Annotated in this window: 17 protein-coding genes and 1 pseudogene; 12 read left to right on the top strand and 6 right to left on the bottom strand. The window is 71.4% G+C overall.

The window, feature by feature from the left end; all coding sequences use genetic code 11:
* Positions 1–395 precede the first annotated feature (395 nt).
* On the top strand, positions 396–3,152 hold the full coding sequence (gene aceE / locus ACZ7MF_RS25620; protein WP_471480049.1) for a pyruvate dehydrogenase (acetyl-transferring), homodimeric type: 2,757 nt from the start codon (positions 396–398) through the stop codon (positions 3,150–3,152).
* An 84-nt stretch (positions 3,153–3,236) separates the two neighbouring features.
* Here aceE and ACZ7MF_RS25615 read toward each other — a convergent pair.
* Together ACZ7MF_RS25615 and ACZ7MF_RS25610 are read right to left on the bottom strand one after the other, a co-directional pair.
* Positions 3,237–3,437: pseudogene (locus ACZ7MF_RS25615) on the bottom strand (small hydrophobic protein); the annotation flags it as partial.
* 188 nt (positions 3,438–3,625) lie between these two features.
* Positions 3,626–5,236 (bottom strand): MFS transporter, encoded by a 1,611-nt coding sequence (locus tag ACZ7MF_RS25610; RefSeq protein WP_471480047.1) that lies wholly within the window; start codon positions 5,234–5,236, stop codon positions 3,626–3,628.
* A gap of 115 nt (positions 5,237–5,351) precedes the next feature.
* Between ACZ7MF_RS25610 and ACZ7MF_RS25605 the strand changes: the two genes are divergently transcribed.
* The 3 genes from ACZ7MF_RS25605 (at position 5,352) to ACZ7MF_RS25595 (ending at position 8,264) form a co-directional block, all read left to right on the top strand.
* On the top strand, positions 5,352–6,035 hold the full coding sequence (locus ACZ7MF_RS25605) for a TetR family transcriptional regulator (RefSeq protein WP_471480045.1): 684 nt from the start codon (positions 5,352–5,354) through the stop codon (positions 6,033–6,035).
* A 54-nt stretch (positions 6,036–6,089) separates the two neighbouring features.
* Positions 6,090–7,310 (top strand): alpha/beta hydrolase family protein, encoded by a 1,221-nt coding sequence (locus ACZ7MF_RS25600; protein ID WP_471480044.1) that lies wholly within the window; start codon positions 6,090–6,092, stop codon positions 7,308–7,310.
* Positions 7,311–7,376: 66 nt separating this feature from the next.
* Positions 7,377–8,264, top strand: coding sequence for a DUF4429 domain-containing protein (locus tag ACZ7MF_RS25595; protein ID WP_471480042.1), 888 nt, complete (start codon positions 7,377–7,379; stop codon positions 8,262–8,264).
* An 84-nt stretch (positions 8,265–8,348) separates the two neighbouring features.
* Here the strand turns inward: ACZ7MF_RS25595 and ACZ7MF_RS25590 are convergent, their stop codons facing one another.
* Both ACZ7MF_RS25590 and ACZ7MF_RS25585 read right to left on the bottom strand, forming a co-directional pair.
* Positions 8,349–9,365, bottom strand: coding sequence for an aldo/keto reductase (locus ACZ7MF_RS25590; protein ID WP_471480041.1), 1,017 nt, complete (start codon positions 9,363–9,365; stop codon positions 8,349–8,351).
* Positions 9,362–9,871: a MerR family transcriptional regulator gene (locus ACZ7MF_RS25585; RefSeq protein WP_471480039.1), complete on the bottom strand. Its 510-nt coding sequence runs from the start codon at positions 9,869–9,871 to the stop codon at positions 9,362–9,364. Before ACZ7MF_RS25585 ends, ACZ7MF_RS25590 begins: the two co-directional genes overlap by 4 nt.
* Positions 9,872–9,995: 124 nt before the next feature.
* On the opposite strand from ACZ7MF_RS25585, the gene ACZ7MF_RS25580 reads away from it, so the two are divergent.
* The gene (locus tag ACZ7MF_RS25580) at positions 9,996–10,466 is read left to right on the top strand and encodes a GNAT family N-acetyltransferase (protein WP_471480037.1); all 471 of its coding nucleotides are present in this window, start codon (positions 9,996–9,998) and stop codon (positions 10,464–10,466) included.
* Positions 10,467–10,485: 19 nt separating this feature from the next.
* Complete coding sequence (locus tag ACZ7MF_RS25575; RefSeq protein WP_471480035.1) at positions 10,486–11,310, top strand: serine hydrolase domain-containing protein; 825 nt, start codon at positions 10,486–10,488, stop codon at positions 11,308–11,310.
* Here ACZ7MF_RS25575 and ACZ7MF_RS25570 read toward each other — a convergent pair.
* Positions 11,307–11,972, bottom strand: a complete 666-nt coding sequence (locus ACZ7MF_RS25570; RefSeq protein WP_471480126.1) for a pirin family protein — start codon at positions 11,970–11,972, stop codon at positions 11,307–11,309. The genes ACZ7MF_RS25575 and ACZ7MF_RS25570 overlap by 4 nt on opposite strands.
* Before the next feature lie 62 nt (positions 11,973–12,034).
* Between ACZ7MF_RS25570 and fasR the strand changes: the two genes are divergently transcribed.
* The 5 genes from fasR to ACZ7MF_RS25545 all read left to right on the top strand — a co-directional run bounded on the left by fasR (position 12,035) and on the right by ACZ7MF_RS25545 (position 17,080).
* Entirely contained in the window at positions 12,035–13,240 is a 1,206-nt protein-coding gene (gene fasR / locus ACZ7MF_RS25565) for a fatty acid biosynthesis transcriptional regulator FasR (protein WP_030863943.1), read from the top strand.
* Between the two features lie 89 nt (positions 13,241–13,329).
* Positions 13,330–14,280 (top strand): ACP S-malonyltransferase, encoded by a 951-nt coding sequence (locus tag ACZ7MF_RS25560; RefSeq protein ID WP_471480034.1) that lies wholly within the window; start codon positions 13,330–13,332, stop codon positions 14,278–14,280.
* Positions 14,281–14,296: 16 nt separating this feature from the next.
* On the top strand, positions 14,297–15,328 hold the full coding sequence (locus ACZ7MF_RS25555; RefSeq protein ID WP_471480033.1) for a beta-ketoacyl-ACP synthase 3: 1,032 nt from the start codon (positions 14,297–14,299) through the stop codon (positions 15,326–15,328).
* A gap of 104 nt (positions 15,329–15,432) precedes the next feature.
* Positions 15,433–15,681 (top strand): acyl carrier protein, encoded by a 249-nt coding sequence (locus tag ACZ7MF_RS25550; RefSeq protein ID WP_003976417.1) that lies wholly within the window; start codon positions 15,433–15,435, stop codon positions 15,679–15,681.
* Between the two features lie 109 nt (positions 15,682–15,790).
* A complete protein-coding gene (locus tag ACZ7MF_RS25545; protein ID WP_471480031.1) occupies positions 15,791–17,080 on the top strand; it encodes a beta-ketoacyl-[acyl-carrier-protein] synthase family protein in 1,290 nt (429 codons plus the stop codon).
* Positions 17,081–17,170: 90 nt separating this feature from the next.
* Here ACZ7MF_RS25545 and ACZ7MF_RS25540 read toward each other — a convergent pair whose 3' ends face one another.
* Positions 17,171–17,665, bottom strand: a complete 495-nt coding sequence (locus ACZ7MF_RS25540; RefSeq protein WP_003976415.1) for a DUF3145 domain-containing protein — start codon at positions 17,663–17,665, stop codon at positions 17,171–17,173.
* Between the two features lie 257 nt (positions 17,666–17,922).
* Here ACZ7MF_RS25540 and ACZ7MF_RS25535 point away from each other — a divergent pair, with 257 nt between their 5' ends.
* Positions 17,923–18,840, top strand: a complete 918-nt coding sequence (locus ACZ7MF_RS25535) for an SGNH/GDSL hydrolase family protein (protein WP_471480030.1) — start codon at positions 17,923–17,925, stop codon at positions 18,838–18,840.
* Positions 18,841–18,878: the final 38 nt, after the last annotated feature.

Raw genomic sequence — 18,878 nt, 5'->3', positions numbered from 1 at the left:
GCCACGCGCGTGCGCGAGGCTTGGCCGTAGTCCACACGGGCGGGACGGATCGCGCAAGTACCCGGCGTCTGGGACCGCCGAAACGGTGACGATCCCGGCCGTGTCGCCGCAACTCCAGCCATGCCGTCCAGCCCGAAGGTGACGTACACCACACCTATCTGCCCCGTTTGCGTATTTGGGAACCAAGTGTGGGTACGAGACTCGAATGAACGTGCCCCCGATCCTCATGGGAGAACCGGTTACCCCACGGTACAGATGACGATTGCCCCCGCGAGGTACACGATGGGGAACCGGCGGGGGAACCGGCGCAGAAACCCGGGAAGAACCCGGAGAGAAACCGGAGAGAACCCGGGAAGAAACCCGGAAAGACGGCCCTCTGACAGCGAAGGAACAGCGTGGCTTCCGCATCCGATCGCAGTGATCGCAGTCCGATCATCATTGGCGGCCTTCCCAGTCAGGTTCCTGACTTCGACCCCGAGGAAACCCAGGAGTGGCTGGACTCGCTAGACGCCGCCGTCGACGAGCGCGGCCGGGAACGGGCCCGCTATCTGATGCTGCGGCTGATCGAGCGGGCCCGCGAGAAGCGCGTGGCCGTGCCCGAGATGCGCAGCACGGACTACGTCAACACCATCCCGACCAAGAGCGAGCCGTTCTTCCCCGGCAACGAGGAGATCGAACGCAAGATCCTCAACGCCACCCGCTGGAACGCGGCGGTGATGGTCTCGCGCGCGCAACGGCCCGGGATCGGCGTCGGCGGTCACATCGCGACCTTCGCCTCCTCCGCCTCCCTGTACGACGTGGGCTTCAACCACTTCTTCCGGGGCAAGGACGAGGGCGACGGCGGCGACCAGGTCTTCTTCCAGGGGCACGCCTCGCCGGGCATCTACGCGCGCGCGTACCTGCTCGACCGGCTCAGCGAGGAGCACCTCGACGGCTTCCGCCAGGAGAAGTCCAAGGCGCCGCACGCGCTGTCCTCGTACCCGCACCCGCGGTCGATGCCGGACTTCTGGGAGTTCCCGACGGTCTCGATGGGCCTCGGCCCGATCGGCGCGATCTTCCAGGCGCGGATGAACCGCTACATGCACGCGCGCGAGATCGCCGACACCTCCAAGTCGCACGTGTGGGCCTTCCTCGGCGACGGCGAGATGGACGAGCCGGAGTCGCTGGGCCAGCTGTCCATCGCCGCCCGGGAGGGCCTGGACAACCTGACCTTCGTGGTCAACTGCAACCTCCAGCGCCTCGACGGCCCGGTACGCGGCAACGGCAAGATCATCCAGGAGCTGGAGTCGGTCTTCCGGGGCGCCGGCTGGAACGTGATCAAGCTGGTCTGGGACCGCACCTGGGACCCGCTGCTGGCCCAGGACCGCGACGGCGTGCTGGTCAACCGCATGAACACGACGCCGGACGGCCAGTTCCAGACGTACGCCACCGAGTCCGGCGCCTACATCCGCGACCACTTCTTCGGCGACGACCACCGGCTGCGCGCGATGGTCGAGAACATGACCGACGACCAGATCCTGCACCTGGGCCGCGGCGGTCACGACCACCGCAAGATCTACGCGGCGTACAAGGCGGCGCTCGAGCACAAGGGCCAGCCGACGGTCATCCTGGCCAAGACGATCAAGGGCTGGACGCTGGGCCCGAACTTCGAGGGCCGCAACGCCACGCACCAGATGAAGAAGCTGACGGTCGACGACCTCAAGCGCTTCCGCGACCGGCTGCACCTGCCGATCTCCGACAAGGAGCTGGAGTCCGGCCCGCCGCCGTACTACCACCCGGGCCGGGACACCGAGGAGATGCAGTACATGCACGACCGGCGCCTGGGCTGCGGCGGGTACGTGCCGACCCGGGTGGTGCGGTCGAAACCGCTCGCACTGCCGGACGACAAGACGTACGCGACCGTGAAGAAGGGGTCGGGTCAGCAGTCCATCGCGACGACGATGGCCTTTGTGCGCCTGCTCAAGGACCTCATGCGGGACAAGGAGCTCGGCAAGCGGTTCGTACTGATCGCGCCGGACGAGTACCGCACGTTCGGCATGGACTCGTTCTTCCCGAGTGCGAAGATCTACAACCCGCTCGGGCAGCAGTACGAGTCCGTGGACCGCGATCTGCTGCTCGCCTACAAGGAGGCGCCGAACGGGCAGATGCTGCACGACGGCATCTCCGAGGCGGGCTGCACGGCCTCGCTGATCGCGGCGGGCTCGGCGTACGCCACGCACGGCGAACCGCTCATCCCGGTGTACGTCTTCTACTCGATGTTCGGTTTCCAGCGCACCGGTGACCAGTTCTGGCAGATGGGTGACCAGTTGGCGCGCGGTTTCGTGCTGGGCGCGACCGCGGGCCGTACGACGCTGACCGGAGAGGGTCTCCAGCACGCGGACGGACACTCGCAGCTGCTGGCCTCGACCAACCCGGCGTGCGTGGCGTACGACCCCGCCTTCGGGTTCGAGATCGCGCACATCGTCAAGGACGGGCTGCGCCGGATGTACGGCGGCGACGAACAGCACCCGCACGGCGAGGACGTCTTCTACTACCTCACCGTCTACAACGAGCCCATCCGGCACCCGGCCGAGCCCGAGAACGTGGACGTCGAGGGCATCCTCAAGGGCATCCACCGCTTCAGCGAGGGCACCGGCGGCTCGATCCCGGCGCAGATCATGGCGTCCGGAGTCGCGGTGCCCTGGGCCGTGGAGGCGCAGCGGATCCTCGCCGAGGAGTGGAACGTGCGCGCCGACGTCTGGTCGGCGACCTCCTGGAACGAGCTGCGGCGCGAGGCCGTGGCCTGCGAGGAGCACAACCTGCTGCATCCGGAGGAGGAGCAGCAGGTGCCCTGGGTGACGCGGAAGCTGGCGGGGGCTCAGGGGCCGTTCGTGGCGGTGTCCGACTGGATGCGGTCGGTGCCGGACCAGATCGCGCGGTGGGTGCCGGGGACGTACCAGTCGCTGGGCGCGGACGGGTTCGGCTTCGCGGACACCCGGGGTGCGGCGCGGCGGTTCTTCCACATCGACGCGGAGTCGATCGTGGTGGGCGTGCTGAGCGAGCTGGCCCGGGAGGGGAAGGTCGACCGGTCGGTGCTGAAGCAGGCGATCGACCGGTACCGGCTGCTCGACGTGGCCGCGGCCGACCCGGGGGTGGCCGGCGGGGACGCGTAGGGCGTACCCCGGCCGGCGCGGCACATGGCCCACCCCCGACCGTAACGGGCGGGGGTGGGAACATCCGGGCGAAGGGTGACGCCGGGGGCCGAGCACGATCCCCGGCACCAAGAGGCCGGTGACCGCGCAGACGACTCCGGCGACTGCGAGCGTCGCGCGATCCTGCCCGGTCCATGACCACGTCCGGCCACGTGAGCGGGGGCACCTGCGCGACCCCTGTCCAAGACTCGCCGTCAACGCCCTGAACTCCTTGTGGAGTTCGAGTACCCCGGCGCGGAGTGTCATGCCTGCTTCGAACGCGCTGCCTGCGCGCCGCCCCCCTCCGGCAGCGCGCCGCAGCCGCACGCCCTCCGTGCCCTGCGGAGGACGTGACCCACTGTGACCTGCGAGGTCTGGTGGAGGGGAGGGTTCGCGGCCCCTGTCACCCTGATGGACGAAACGGGGGACGGGGCCGACGAACTCGGCGGGCCGGATCAGATGTGACCCACGCCCGCGCCCGACTCCGCGTTCTCGCCGCGCTTGGTCAGGAAGGCGACGAACACCGCCACGACCGCGACCCCGGCGGCGACCAGCGACGCCAGGCTCATGCCGGAGATGAAGGTGTCGTGGGCGACGTCCGCGATCTTCCCGGCGACCTCGGCGGGGGTGCCCGGCGCCACCGGCGGGACACCGACCCGGACCGCCTCGGAGGCGCCGTCCGCCTGCTCCGGCGTCAGCTCGGGCAGGCCCGCGTCCGCCCAGTTGCCCGGGAGGTCGCTGTCGACCTTGGAGGCCATCACGGCGCCCAGCACGGCCGTGCCGAGGCTGCCGCCGATCTGCATCGCCGCCTGCTGGAGACCGCCGGCCACGCCCGAGAGCTCCATCGGCGCGTTGCCGACGATGACCTCGGTGGCGCCGACCATGACGGGCGCCAGGCCGAGGCCGAGCAGGGCGAACCAGATCGACATCAGACCGCTGCCGGTGTCCGTCTCCAGGGTGGAGATGCCGAACATGGCGACGGCGGTGCACACCATGCCGCCGGCCAGTGGGATGCGCGGGCCGACCTTGGTGATCATCGCGCCGGCCAGCGGCGAGGCGACGATCATCATGCCGGTGAGCGGCAGCAGGTGCAGACCGGCGTCGACGGGGCTCATGCCGTGGACGTTCTGGAGGTAGAAGGTGACGAAGAACAGGCCGCCCATGAAGGCGATGGCCATCAGGACCATCAGGACCACACCGGCCGACAGCGCGACCGAGCGGAACATCGCCAGCGGGATCAGCGGCTCCTTCACCTTGGTCTCCCACACGGAGAACAGGACGAAGCCCACCACCGCCCCACCGATGTACAGCCAGGTCTGGCCGGAGCCCCAGCCCCACTCGGGGGCCTTGATCAGCGCCCAGACGAGGGCGAACATCGAGGCCGACAGCAGCACGATGCCGAGGATGTCGAAGGAGCGCGGCGCGTTCTCGGCCCGGTGGTCCAGCAGGATCATCACGCCGAGCACGACGGCGACGATGCCCACCGGCACGTTGATGAAGAACACGGACTGCCAGTTGACGTGCTCGACCAGCACGCCGCCGAGGATCGGGCCGCCCGCGGTGGAGGCACCGATGACCATGCCCCAGATGCCGATGGCCATGTTGAGCTTCTCGGCCGGGAAGGTGGCCCGCAGCAGGCCGAGCGCGGCCGGCATCAGCAGCGCGCCGAACAGGCCCTGGAAGACACGGAAGACGATGACCGCGGCGATGCTGCCGGAGAGTCCGATGGCGCCGGAGGAGGCCGCGAAGCCCGCCACGCCGATGAGGAAGGTCTGCCGGTGGCCGAAGCGGTCACCGAGCTTGCCCGCGGTGATCAGGGCGACCGCGAGCGCGAGGAAGTAGGCGTTGGTGATCCACTGGACGTCCGCGAGGCTGGCGTCCAGGTCGTCCTGGATGGCCGGGTTGGCGATCGCCACGATGGTGCCGTCCAGGGCCACCATCATGACCCCGACCGCGACGGTGACGAGGGTGACCCACGGATGGCCGCGCCATCCCTTGGCGGGCGGTGAATCCGCCGGTGCTCCGTCACCCGGCCCCGGCTTGCCGAGCGTGGTCTGACTAGTCATACCGCTGAGGCTAATGACAGCCTCTGACAGTTGACAAACCAATTCACGAGTCAGTAACTGACAGGACATCCCCCATCTAGCCTGAACTGGGGAAACCGTACGAAGGAGAGAACTTTTGAAGGTGGCCGGCACGTCGGCGCCCCCGGAGACCGCCCCGGCGGTCTCCCGTCCCGGCCTGCGCGAACTGAAGAAACAGCGCACCCGGGACCTGCTGCTGCGCTCCGCCCTCGCACTGTTCACCGAGCGCGGTTACGAGGAGACGACCGTCGACGACATCGCCGAGGCCGCCGACGTCTCGCAGCGCACCTTCTTCAGGTACTTCGCCTCCAAGGAGGACGCGGCGTTCTTCGTGGCACGGCTCGCGGAGTCGCACTTCGTCGAGGCCGTGCTCGCCCGCCCGCCCGAGGAGGCGCCCCTGGACGCGCTGCGCCTGGCGCTCGCGGAGAGCTGGAGCACCATCGGCGAGGCCGTCGAACAGCTGATCCCGCTCGAGCTGCACATGCGCTTCTACCGGGTGATCGAGTCGACGCCCGCGCTGCTCGCCGCCCACCTGCGACGCGCGACGGAGCTGGAGGAGGAGATCGCCCGGGTCGTCGCCGTCCGCGAGGGCCTCGACGTCGACACCGACCCGCGGCCCCGCGTGGTCGTGGCGGTCTTCGGCGCGGTGATGCGGGTCACCGAGCGGATCTGGTCGGCGCGCGACGACGCGAGCCTGGCGGCGCTGCGGGACCTGACGGCCGATTACCTCGACCAGGTGGCGCCCGCGCTCACCGGGAACTGGCGCCGCGCCGAAACGTGATCCGTGTCACTGGATTCACGCGAGACCGGCCCGTTCTCCTAGTGTGTCCTCCCAGTGACTTCCTTCGACACCTCCCCACAGCTGAACGTCTGGCGCGTACTGCTCGCCCTGGCCGTGGTGTTCGTGATGCTGGCGACCACCGGCTGGACCGCCCTGCGCGACCAGCGGGGCCCCACCGCCCTCGAAGCATCCGTCACGGCCTGGGAGCACGGCCGGATCGACGGACGGCGGCTGCCCGACGCCCAGGCGGCACCCGCCCGGCTGGCCCGCTTCTTCGCCTCGCTCACCGCATGGCAGCGCACCAGCCTGGCCCACCGGTATCCCCTGGCCGTCGGCAACATGAACGGCGCCCCCGCCCAGCTGCGCTACCTCGCCAACCGCTCCGCGCTGGAGAAGGCGCGGTCGGTGGAGCGGGAGCGCACGCACGACAAGCGGCTGTCCCCGGCCGGGCAGCGCGAGGCCGGCAGACGGATGCACAACTACGAGGCGCTGCTCGACCCCGGCCGGCACATCCTCGCCTTCGACCCGGCGGGCTCGGGCAGGGTCGCCGAGGTCTTCGGGAACCTGGACCGCGCCGAGCGCGTGTCCGTCGTCGTGCCCGGCGTGGACACCGAACTGCTCACCTTCCAGCGCACCGACCGCAAGAAGTACGCGGCGCCCGTCGGCATGGCCAGGTCGCTGTACGCGGCCGAGCGCGCGGCGAGCCCCGGCACCGGCACGGCCGTGATCGCCTGGGCCGACTACACCTCGCCCAGCGGCCTCGGCATGGAGGCGGCCACCGCGAACCGCGCCGCGCACGGGGCCGTACGGCTGAACGCGCTGCTGCGGGCGCTGCCCGGCAAGGCCCCCGTCTCCCTCTTCTGCCACAGCTACGGCTCGGTGGTGTGCGGCCTCGCCGCCGACACGCTCCCCGCGCGGGTGACCGACATAGCGGTGGCAGGCAGTCCCGGCATGCGCGCCGAGAACGCCTCCCACCTGGACACCTCCGCCTGCGTGTGGGCGATGCGGGACGCCGACGACTGGATCCAGGACGTGCCGTACCTGGAGGTCGGCGGTCTCGGGCACGGCGCCGATCCGGTGTCCGCCGGATTCGGGGCGCGGGTGCTGTCCGCGCGGGACGCGCAGGGCCACAGCGGCTACTTCGTGCCGGGCACGGACAGCCTGCGGAACTTCGCGGGGATCGGGGTTGGCGCATACCGCACGGTCGCCTGCGCCGACGAAGACGACACATGCCGGGCGGGTTTGTCCGTGGCTACGGCGGCCGGACGCGCGTAGAGGCGCAGAAACTCCGGTTTGCACGGGGAGGGGACGGGAAGGCTCGTGCCGCATACGATGAGCCGCATGGGTGACGTACTGGCCGGATTTCATGCCGCCTGGGAGTTCGAGTCCGACTCCGTGCTCATCCGCTACGAACGGGGGATTCGAACACCCAAGCTGTTCCAGGCCCTGGGGGAACGCCGGGTGCCCCTGGAGGCGATCGAGGGTGTGACGCTCACGCCCGGCAGGCGCGGCACCGTCGTGCTGCGCGTCGAACCGCGCGCGGGCGCCGATCCCCTGATCGAGGCGGCGGCCGGACAGCTGAAGGAGGGCGGCGACCCCTACCGGCTGGTGCTGCCCGCCGAACGGGAGACGCTCGCGGAGTACTACGCCGACGAGCTGCGGGCGCTGCTGAGCGACTCCGGCAAGACCGAGCGCTACCTGGTGGCCCCGCCCGAGGCGCCGCTGCACTTCAAGGCGTACGACGGGAAGGCGTCCTTCGACGGGAAGGCCGTGTCCTTCCGGTGGTCCTGGACGGGCGCGTCCTCGGCGAAGTGGAAGGCCGGCGACCAGAGCTTCCCGGTCGCCGACCTGGGCGGGGTGGAGTGGCGCTCCCCCGAGATGTTCGAGGGGTACCTGCGGCTGCTGCCGCGCGACGCCGACGCTTCGGCGGCCGGCGCGGCCGCGGGGGCCGCGCCGGCCGTCCCCCAGGCCGACCAGGATCCGGCGGCGGTCGTGTTCGGGCTGGGGTACGGGCCGGTGCACGAGTCGCTGCCGTTCGCGGCGGCGGTGCTGGCGGCGGTGCGGGAACGGGGCGCCGGGGCGCCCGTGCCGGTATCCGTGCCCGCGCCCCGGCGGGACCCTGCCGACATCGCCGAGCGGATCCGGCACCTCGGGGAGCTGCATCAGCAGGGGCTGGTGACGGACGAGGAGTTCTCCTCGAAGAAGGCGGAGTTGCTGGCGGAGCTTTAGCGTCTGCCGGGTTCTGTTTCGTTTTCGGCTGACCGTCGTGGTGGGTTGCTCGCGCAGTTCCCCGCGCCCCTTCAGGGCGCCTCTCTACTCCCGTCCGGCGGAAGCGAACGTCATGTCCGCGTAGCGGTCCCCCGCGACCTTCTCCGCGATCGGCTCCAGCTGGGACAGCTCGGCCTCCGTCAGGACGAGCCGGGTCGCCGCCGTGTTCTCCGCCACCCGTGCCGGCTTCCGGGTGCCCGGGATCGGGATCACCGGCAGGCCGTGGACCTGGGCCCGGTGCTGGACCCAGGCCAGGGCGATCTGGCCGAGGGTGGCGTCGTGGGCCTCGGCGAGGGCGCGGACCGGGGTGAGGAGGGCCGCGTTGGCCGCCGCGTTGTCGCCGGTGAAGCGGGGCTGCTGGCGGCGGAAGTCACCGTCGGTGAGGTCCTGCTCGGCGTTGGCGAAGGAGCCGGTGAGGAAGCCCCGGCCGAGCGGCGAGTACGGGACGAGGGTCACGCCCAGTTCGCGGGCGGCCAGTACCACGCCCGCCTCGATGTCCCGGCTGAAGAGCGACCACTCCGACTGCACGGCGGCGATGGGGTGCACCGTCTGCGCGGCCCGCAGCTCGTCCCCCGTGACCTCGCTCAGCCCGAGCTGCTTGACCTTGCCCTCGCGGACGAGGTCGGCCATGACGGCGACGGTCTCCTCGATCGGCACGTTCACGTCGCGCCGGTGCATGTAGTAGAGGTCGATCACGTCGAGGTCCAAGCGGCGCAGGCTCGCCTCGACGGCCTCGCGGATGTACGGCGCGTCGTTGCGGATGATCCTCTTGGTCGGCTCGTCCGGCGGGATCGTCAGGGCGAACTTGGTCGCGACGACGACCTCGTCGCGGTGGGCCTTGAAGAACGGCGCGAGGAACCGCTCGTTCTCGCCGGCGCCGTACGCGTCGGCGGTGTCGTAGAGCGTCACGCCCAGCTCCAGCGCCCGTTCCAGGGTGGCGCGGGAGGCCTCGGCGTCCGAGGGGCCGTATCCGAAGCTCATGCCCATGCAGCCGAGGCCCTGGGCGCCCACCTCCGGACCGCCCGTGCCGAGCCGTGCCGTCGGGATCCTGCTGTCGGTCATCGGTTCCTCTCCCCTTCACGGGCACGTCCGGCGTCCCCGTAGAAACTGATCTTGCGGTCGAGTACGGCGACGGTGTCCTGGAGTTCGGCGATCCGCGTCAGCACGTCGCGCCGGGTGGACTCCAGCAGTTCCCGCCGGTCGAGGTAGGTGCTCTCGCCCTCGCGCACCATCTCGGCGTACCGCACCATGTCGGCGACCGGCATGCCCGTCATCCGCAGCTTGCCGACGAAGTCGAGCCAGTCCAGGTCGCGGTTGCTGTAGCGGCGCTGCCCGGTGTGCGAGCGGTCGATGTGGGACATCAGGCCGATCCGCTCGTACCAGCGCAGTGTGTGGGCCGTCAGGCCGGTGAACGCGACGACCTCGCTGATGGTGTAGCGGTCCTGCCCGTCGGGGCGCGGGTGACGCGGGGGCGGGGCGGAGCAGATGTCCGTTCCGCCGGCGTTGCTGGTGGCGTTGCTGGTGGCGTTCGGCACGAGAGTCCCGGCCGTGGTCTGCATCACCGTCATGACCGTAACGCTATGACCTTCGAGTGCACTCCAGGCAAGCGGCACCGGTGAGAATCCGGCGGTGGGGAACCGGCGGTGGGAAATGCGCAGGACACACGCCCCGGCCGGTCACTAACGTGCGGGCATGAGTCTCGTACGCCGTGCCGTGGCCGAGGACGTGGGGGAAGTACTCCGTCTGCGTCAGGTGATGATCGATTCGCTGGGCCGGGCGCCGGCGCCCACCGACTGGCGCGCCGAGTCCCTGCCGACCCTGCGGGCGAGGCTCGCCGACCCGGACGGGGCGTTCGCGGCGTTCGTCGTCGAGCACCCGGAGCGGCCCGGGGCGCTGGCGGCGCTGGTGGCCGGCACGCTGGAGTACCGGATCGGGAGGGCCGGCAATCCGCACGGGCTGATCGGCTACGTCTTCAGTGTGGCGACGGACCCGGCGGCCAGGCGCCGGGGGTACGCCCGCGCCTGTATGGAGGAGCTGCTCCAGTGGTTCCGCGAGCGGGGCGCCGGGCACGTCATGCTGACCGCCTCCGCGGACGCCGAGCCCCTGTACGCGTCGATGGGCTTCACCCGGGACCCGGACCCCTCGATGCGGCTGTACCTGTGAGCCGCTTAGGCTCGGTGCCATGTCCCTGAAGAGCCTCGCGTCGATCGAGAACTGGCCGGTCCCCACCGCCGCGGCGGGCGTCGTACGGGCCGACGGCACCGTCCTCGGCACCCACGGCCCGGCCGCGCACCGCTTCCCGCTCGCCTCGGTCACCAAGCCGCTGGCGGCGTACGCGGCGCTGGTGGCGTACGAGGAGGGCGCGATCGAGCTGGACGAGCCCGCCGGTCCGCCCGGGGCGACGGTCCGCCACCTGCTCGCCCACACCTCGGGCCTGGCCTTCGACGAGCACCGGGTGACGGCCCCGCCCGGGGACCGCCGGCTGTACTCCAACGCCGGTTTCGAGCAGCTCGGCGACCACATCGCGAAGGCGGCGGACATGCCGTTCGCCGAGTACGCGCGGCAGGCGGTGCTGGAGCCGCTGGGCATGACGTCCACCTCACTGGCGGGCTCCCCCGCGAAGGACGGCGTGTCCACGGTGGACGACCTGCTCCGCTTCGCCGCCGAGGTCCAGGCGCCGCGTCTGCTGGACCCGCGGACGGTCGCCGAGGCGATGACGGTCCAGTACCCGGGCACGAAGGGCGTGCTGCCGGGCTACGGCCACCAGAACCCCAACGACTGGGGCCTCGGCTTCGAGATCCGCGACGGCAAGTCCCCGCACTGGACGGGCGCCGCCTCCTCCCCGCGCACCTTCGGCCACTTCGGCCAGTCCGGCACGTTCCTGTGGATCGACCCGGACGCCGCCCTGTCCTGCGTGTCCCTCACCGACCGCCCCTTCGGCCCCTGGGCGGTCGAGGCGTGGCCGCCCTTCACTGACGGGGTGCTGGCGGAGGCACGGGGCGCCTAGCCCCGGACCCCCGGGCCCATCTCCCACACCAGCACCTCCGCGTCCGTCACCGCCACCGCGTCCACCCCCTCCGCGTCCGTGACGCGGGCCGCGTCCCCCGCAGCCAGCACCTCCCCGCCCAGCGTCACCTCGCCCCGCACCACATGGACGTACACGTACGCCCCGTCCGGCACCGCCGTCCGTTCCCCCGGGATCAGGCGGCGTACGTGGAGCATCGCGCCGGCCTCGGGGACGGCGTACGGGGTGGAGTCGGCGATGCCTCGGACGATCTCGTAGGCGGGGTCGCCGCCGGGGTCGTGCGGGGCCAGCCACATCTGGACGAAGGTGAGGGGGACGGCGGCGTCGTTGCGCTCGACGTGCCGGACGCCGCCCGCCGCGCTGAGGCGTTGCACGTCCCCGGCGCGGACCACCGTCTCGTGGCCGGCGCTGTCGCGGTGGGTCAGTTCGCCCGCCACGACCCAGGTGACGATCTCGGTGTGGCTGTGCGGGTGCTCGTCGAAACCCGCGCCGGGCGCGAGGCGCTCCTCGTTGCAGGCCAGCAGGGCCCCGAAGCGCAGGTTGCCGGGGTCGTAGTGGGGGCCGAAGGAGAAGGCGTGGCGGGAGGTGATCCCGGCTGCCGGATCACCGCCCGGGTAGCGCTCGTCGGCGCGGCGTACGTCCATCACGTCGTTCACGGTAGCCCCGGCGGCACACCCGCCCGGCCCGATAAGGCAGTCTTGTCCCCGTGCCCGAACCCGAAACCGGTAAGCCCGACGCCCCCGCCCAGCCCGCCCACCCGCATACCGCGACCCTGAAGCGGCTGGAGCAGTCCTCCGGTTCGCTCGCCGCGCAGGCCATCGCACGCATGGACGAGACGCTGCCGTGGTACCGGGCCATGCCACCGGAGAACCGTTCGTGGATCGGGCTGGTCGCCCAGGCCGGCATCGCCGCGTTCACCGAGTGGTTCCGGCAGCCGGACGCGCCCCAGGCCATCTCCACCGACGTCTTCGGGACCGCCCCGCGCGAGCTGACCCGGGCGATCACGCTGCGGCAGACCGTGGAGATGGTGCGGACGACGATCGAGGTGATGGAGTCCGCGATCGACGAGGTGGCAGCTCCCGGCGACGAGTCGGTGCTGCGCGAGGCGCTGCTCGTGTACGCCCGGGAGATCGCCTTCGCGACCGCCCAGGTGTACGCGCAGGCCGCCGAGGCACGCGGTGCCTGGGACGCGCGCCTGGAGTCGCTGGTGGTGAACGCCGTGCTCAGCGGCGAGGCCGACGAAGGGGCCGTGTCCCGGGCCGCCGCCCTCGGGTGGAACTCGCCCGAGCATGTCTGTGTCGTCCTCGGCACCGCTCCCGACGGGGACTCCGAGCTGACCGTGGAGGCCATCCGGCGGGCGGCCCGGCACGCCAAGCTCCAGGTACTGACCGGGGTGCTCGGGGACCGGCTCGTGGTGATCGCCGGGGGCCGCAACGACCCGCTGGCGGTGGCGAAGTCGCTGATCGGGCCGTTCGCGCAGGGCCCGGTCGTCGCCGGGCCCGTGGTGCCGGACCTGCTGGCCGCGACCCGGTCCGCGCAGGCCGCCGCGGCCGGGCTGAAGGCGTGCACCGCCTGGCAGGACGCGCCGCGTCCGGTGCTCGCCGACGACCTCCTGCCGGAGCGTGCGATCGCCTCCGACCCCTCGGCCCGTGAGCAACTGGTGGAGGAGATCTACAGACCGTTGGAGGAAGCGGGTGCGGCGCTTCTTGAGACGCTCAGCGTCTATCTCGAACAGGCGAGCAGTCTGGAGGGCGCCGCCCGGATGCTCTTCGTTCACCCGAACACCGTGCGCTACCGGCTCCGACGTGTGACTGACGTCACCGGATGGTCACCCTCTGATGTACGGTCTGCGTTCACACTGCGGATCGCGCTCATCCTGGGGCGTCTGGCCGACGGAGATCCGCAACTCTAAGATTTTGTGCAGGGTCCACAAAACCCGCTCCTGTTCTTCGTCCCTGTCCCCACGGGCGGTCGTGGCCGTCCTCAAGAGAGAGTGTGAGAGTGCTCGTACTCGTCGCTCCCGGCCAGGGCGCCCAGACGCCCGGCTTTCTGACTGACTGGCTCGCCCTCCCCGGTGCCGCTGACCGCGTCGCCGCATGGTCGGACGCCATCGGACTCGATCTCGCCCACTTCGGCACCAAGGCCGACGCGGACGAGATCCGAGACACGTCCGTGGCCCAGCCGCTGCTGGTCGCCGCCGGAATCCTCTCCGCCGCGGCACTCGGTACGTACACATATGCCGCTGACGCGACGGGTGCCGAGATCGCGCCCGGCGCGGTCGCGGGTCACAGCGTCGGCGAGATCACCGCCGCCGTCTTCGCGGGCGTCCTCGACGACACCGCCGCGCTGTCCCTCGTACGCCGCCGCGGCCTGGCCATGGCCGAGGCCGCCGCGGTCACCGAGACCGGCATGTCGGCGCTGCTCGGGGGCGACCCCGAGGTGAGCGTCGCGCACCTGGAGAGGCTCGGCCTGACCCCGGCGAACGTGAACGGCGCCGGTCAGATCGTGGCGGCGGGCACCATGGAGCAGCTGGCCGCGCTGAACGAGGACAAGCCCGAGGGGGTCCGCAAGGTCGTCCCGCTGAAGGTGGCCGGCGCGTTCCACACCCGCCACATGGCTCCCGCGGTGGACAAGCTCGCCGAGGCCGCCAAGGCGCTGACGCCGGCCGACCCGAAGGTGACGTACGTCTCCAACAAGGACGGGCGGGCCGTCGCCTCCGGCACCGAGGTGCTGGACCGGCTGGTCGGCCAGGTCGCCAACCCGGTGCGCTGGGATTTGTGCATGGAGACGTTCAAGGAGCTGGGCGTCACCGCGATCATCGAGGTGTGTCCGGGCGGCACGCTGACCGGGCTGGCCAAGCGGGCGCTGCCCGGCGTGAAGACGCTGGCCCTGAAGACCCCCGACAACCTCGACGCGGCCCGCGAGCTCGTCGCCGAGCACACCCAGGCCTGACAAGGAGCGCGAGAGCATGTCGAAGATCAAGCCCAGCAAGGGCGCCCCGTACGCGCGCATCCTCGGCGTCGGCGGATACCGTCCGACCCGGGTGGTGCCGAACGAGGTGATCCTCGAGACGATCGACTCGTCCGACGAGTGGATCCGCTCGCGCTCCGGCATCGAGACCCGGCACTGGGCGGGTCCCGAGGAGACCGTCGCGGCGATGTCGGTGGAGGCGTCCGGCAAGGCGCTCGCCGACGCCGGGATCGACGCCGCGCGGATCGGTGCCGTGGTCGTCTCGACCGTGTCGCACTTCAGCCAGACCCCGGCGATCGCCACCGAGATCGCCGACCGCCTCGGCACGGACAAGGCCGCGGCCTTCGACATCTCGGCCGGCTGTGCGGGCTTCGGCTACGGGCTGACCCTGGCCAAGGGCATGGTCGTCGAAGGTTCGGCAGAGTATGTGCTGGTCATCGGCGTGGAGCGGCTGTCCGACCTGACCGACCTGGAGGACCGGGCCACGGCCTTCCTGTTCGGCGACGGCGCCGGCGCGGTCGTGGTCGGCCCGTCCCAGGAGCCGGCGATCGGCCCGACGGTCTGGGGCTCGGAGGGCGACAAGGCCGAAACGATCAAGCAGACGGTCTCCTGGGACCGCTTCAGGATCGGCGACGTCTCCGACCTGCCTCTCGACTCCGAGGGCAACGTCAAGTTTCCTGCGATCACGCAGGAGGGCCAGGCGGTGTTCCGCTGGGCCGTGTTCGAGATGGCGAAGGTCGCGCAGCAGGCGCTGGACGCGGCCGGAATCAGCCCGGACGACCTGGACGTCTTCATCCCGCACCAGGCCAACGTGCGGATCATCGACTCGATGGTGAAGACACTGAAGCTGCCGGAGCACGTCACGGTCGCCCGTGACATCCGCACCACCGGCAACACCTCGGCCGCCTCGATTCCGCTCGCGATGGAGCGGCTCCTGGCGACCGGCGACGCGAAGAGCGGCGACACCGCGCTCGTCATCGGCTTCGGGGCGGGTCTCGTCTACGCCGCGACGGTCGTTACCCTCCCCTAGGCACTCCGTGCCGGATCACCCCGGTCCGGAACGGAGAGCAGCACCGCCCGCCGCCGACGCGGCGGGCCGCCACACCCTCTGGACAACAAAGAAGGAGCGCCATCATGGCCGCCACTCAGGAAGAGATCGTCGCCGGTCTCGCGGAGATCGTGAACGAGATCGCCGGCATCCCGGTTGAGGACGTCAAGCTGGACAAGTCCTTCACCGACGACCTGGACGTCGACTCGCTGTCCATGGTCGAGGTCGTCGTCGCCGCCGAAGAGCGCTTCGACGTCAAGATCCCGGACGACGACGTCAAGAACCTCAAGACGGTCGGCGACGCGACGAAGTACATCCTCGACCACCAGGCCTGATCCGCCGATACTCGGGCATGGCCCGGGTAACGGGCAGATCCGGGCAGACTGCCCCGCCGCCCGGCGGTGGCGCCGTACGAATCCGTATCCCGTTGGAGAAAGAATTCCCGTGAGCTCGACCAATCGCACCGTGGTCGTCACCGGTATCGGCGCAACCACACCGCTGGGTGGCGACGCAGCCTCGACCTGGGAGGGTCTGGTCGCCGGCAGGTCCGGCGTCAGGCCCCTGGAGCAGGAGTGGGCCGCCGACCAGGCGGTCCGCATCGCAGCGCCGGCCGCCGTCGACCCCTCCGAGGTCATCCCGCGGCCGCAGGCCCGCCGCCTGGACCGCTCGGCGCAGTTCGCGCTGATCGCGGCGCAGGAGGCCTGGAAGGACGCCGGGTACGCCGGCAAGGCGGGCGAGAGCCCCGCCGAGGACGGCGCGGCCCACGTCGACCCCGACCGGCTCGGTGCGGTCATCGCCTCCGGCATCGGCGGCGTGACCACGCTGCTCGACCAGTACGACGTGCTGAAGGAGAAGGGCGTCCGCCGCGTCTCCCCGCACACCGTCCCCATGCTGATGCCGAACGGCCCCTCGGCCAACGTCGGCCTGGCCGTGGGCGCCCGCGCGGGCGTGCACACCCCGGTCTCCGCCTGCGCCTCGGGCGCCGAGGCCATCGGCTACGCCATCGAGATGATCCGCACCGGCCGCGCCGACGTCGTCGTCGCGGGTGGCACGGAGGCGGCGATCCACCCGCTGCCCATCGCCGCGTTCGGCAACATGATGGCGATGTCCAAGAACAACGACGACCCGCAGGGTGCCTCCCGCCCCTTCGACACGGGCCGCGACGGCTTCATCCTCGGTGAGGGCGCCGGCGTCCTGGTCCTGGAGTCCGCCGAGCACGCCGCCGCGCGCGGTGCCCGCGTCTACGCGGAGGCGGTCGGCCAGGGCATCTCCGCCGACAGCCACGACATCGTGCAGCCGGAGCCGGAGGGCCGCGGCATCTCCGCCGCCCTGCAGAACCTGCTGGACGGCAACGACCTGGACCCGGCCGAGATCGTGCACGTCAACGCGCACGCCACCTCGACGCCGGCCGGTGACATCGCCGAGCTGAAGGCGCTGCGCAAGGTCCTGGGCGACGACGTCGACCACATGGCGGTCTCCGGCACCAAGTCGATGACCGGTCACCTCCTCGGTGGCGCGGGCGGCGTGGAGTCCGTGGCGACCGTGCTCGCGCTGTACCACCGGGTGGCACCGCCGACCATCAACGTCGAGAACCTCGACCCGGAGGCCGAGGCCAACGCGGACATCGTCCGCGGCGAGGCCCGCAAGCTGCCGGTCGAGGGCCGTATCGCCGCGCTGAACGACTCGTTCGGCTTCGGCGGGCACAACGTGGTGCTCGCGTTCCGGTCGGTCTGAGCGACCGCCGTACGTACGTGAAGGGCCCCCACCGGCCGGTGGGGGCCCTTCACGCGCGTGTTCCCTCCGCGTGTGCGGACGGGCGGGGCGTCACACCACCTGGTGCAGCCAGCGGACCGGGGCGCCCTCGCCGGCGTGGCGGAAGGGCTCCAGTTCGTCGTCCCAGGGCTTGCCGAGGAGTTTGGCGATGTCCGACTCGAGGTCGGTCTCGCCGCGCTGGGAGCGCACCAGGGCGGCGCGCAGCCGGTCCTCGGGGATCATGATGTCGCCGTGGATGCCGGTGACGGCGTGGAAGATGCCGAGGTCGGGGGTGCAGCTGTAGCGCTCGCCCTCGGCGTTCGCGGAGGGCTCGGCGGTGACCTCGAAGCGGAGCAGCTGCCAGCCGCGCAGCGCGGAGGCGAGCTTGGAGGCGATGCCGGCCTGCCCCTGCCAGGAGAACTCCGAGCGCCAGGTGCCGGGCGCGGCGGGCTGCCGGATCCAGTCCAGGCCGACGCGCGTGCCGAGCACCCCGGCGACGGCCCACTCGACGTGCGGGCAGAGCGCGCGCGGCGCGGAGTGCACGTACAGGACTCCACGTGTCGTCACCGGAACCTCCGGGCTGAGCGGGACATCTCGGAACGGGTGGAACGGCCGTGACCGGGCGGGCCACGTTGATGGCGAGGCTACCGTGCGGCGGGGCAAGGAGTGTGACGTACCGTCGGTCCCGCCGCCGACAAACCTCCGCCGTTCACCCGGCAGGACGCTTGTACGGGTGTGAGCCGTTGCATCGCCGTCCTCGGGAACCCTCGCGCGGTGTCATGGGTTGAGCACGGTGGAGGCACGAGCCGAGGGAGGGGACCGGTATGGGGCGAGGGACGGACCAGCGGACGCGGTACGGCCGTCGCCGGGCGCGTGCCGCGCTCGCCGTCCTGACCGCCGCCGTCCTGGGCGTGGGCGTGGCGGGGTGCGACGCCGCGGGCGGTGACTCCCCCGCTCCCTCCGGCAGCCCGTCGAAGCGGACGAGGAGGGCGCCCGCCTGGGACACGAGTCCGGCGTCCGTCGCCGCCGTGGGCGACTCCATCACGCGCGGCTTCGACGCGTGTGCGGTCCTGTCGGACTGCCCGGAGGTGTCGTGGGCGACCGGCAGCAGCGCGAAGGTCGACTCGCTGGCCGTACGGCTGCTGGGGAAGGCGGACGCGGCCGAGCACAGCTGGAACTACGCGGTCACCGGGGCCCGGATGGCGGATCTGACCGCTCAGGTGACGCGGGCGGCGCAGCGCGGGCCGCAGCTGGTGGCGGTGATGGCCGGGGCGAACGACGCGTGCCGGTCCACGACCTCGGCGATGACGCCGGTGGCGGACTTCCGGGCGCAGTTCGAGGAGGCGATGGCCACCCTGCGCAAGAAGCTTCCCAAGGCGCAGGTGTACGTGTCGAGCATCCCGGACCTCAAGCGGCTCTGGTCCCAGGGCCGCACCAACCCGCTGGGCAAGCAGGTGTGGAAGCTCGGCCTGTGCCCGTCGATGCTGGACGACGCGGACTCCCTGGACTCGGCGGCGACCCTGCGGCGCAACACGGTGCGCGACCGGGTGGAGGACTACAACGAGGTGCTGCGGGAGGTCTGCGCGAAGGACCGGCGGTGCCGCACCGACGACGGCGCGGTGCACGAGTTCCCATTCGGCACGGACCAGTTGAGCCACTGGGACTGGTTCCATCCGAGTGTGGACGGTCAGGCCCGGCTGGCGGAGATCGCCTACCGCGCGGTCACCGCGAAGAGTCCCTGACCCGGCCGCTGACCTGGGCGTGTCCTAGAGTTTCGGAC

The sequence above is a fragment of the Streptomyces sp. NPDC111628 genome, assembly GCF_055635195.1.
This window is presented reverse-complemented; position numbering and strand designations above follow the sequence as displayed.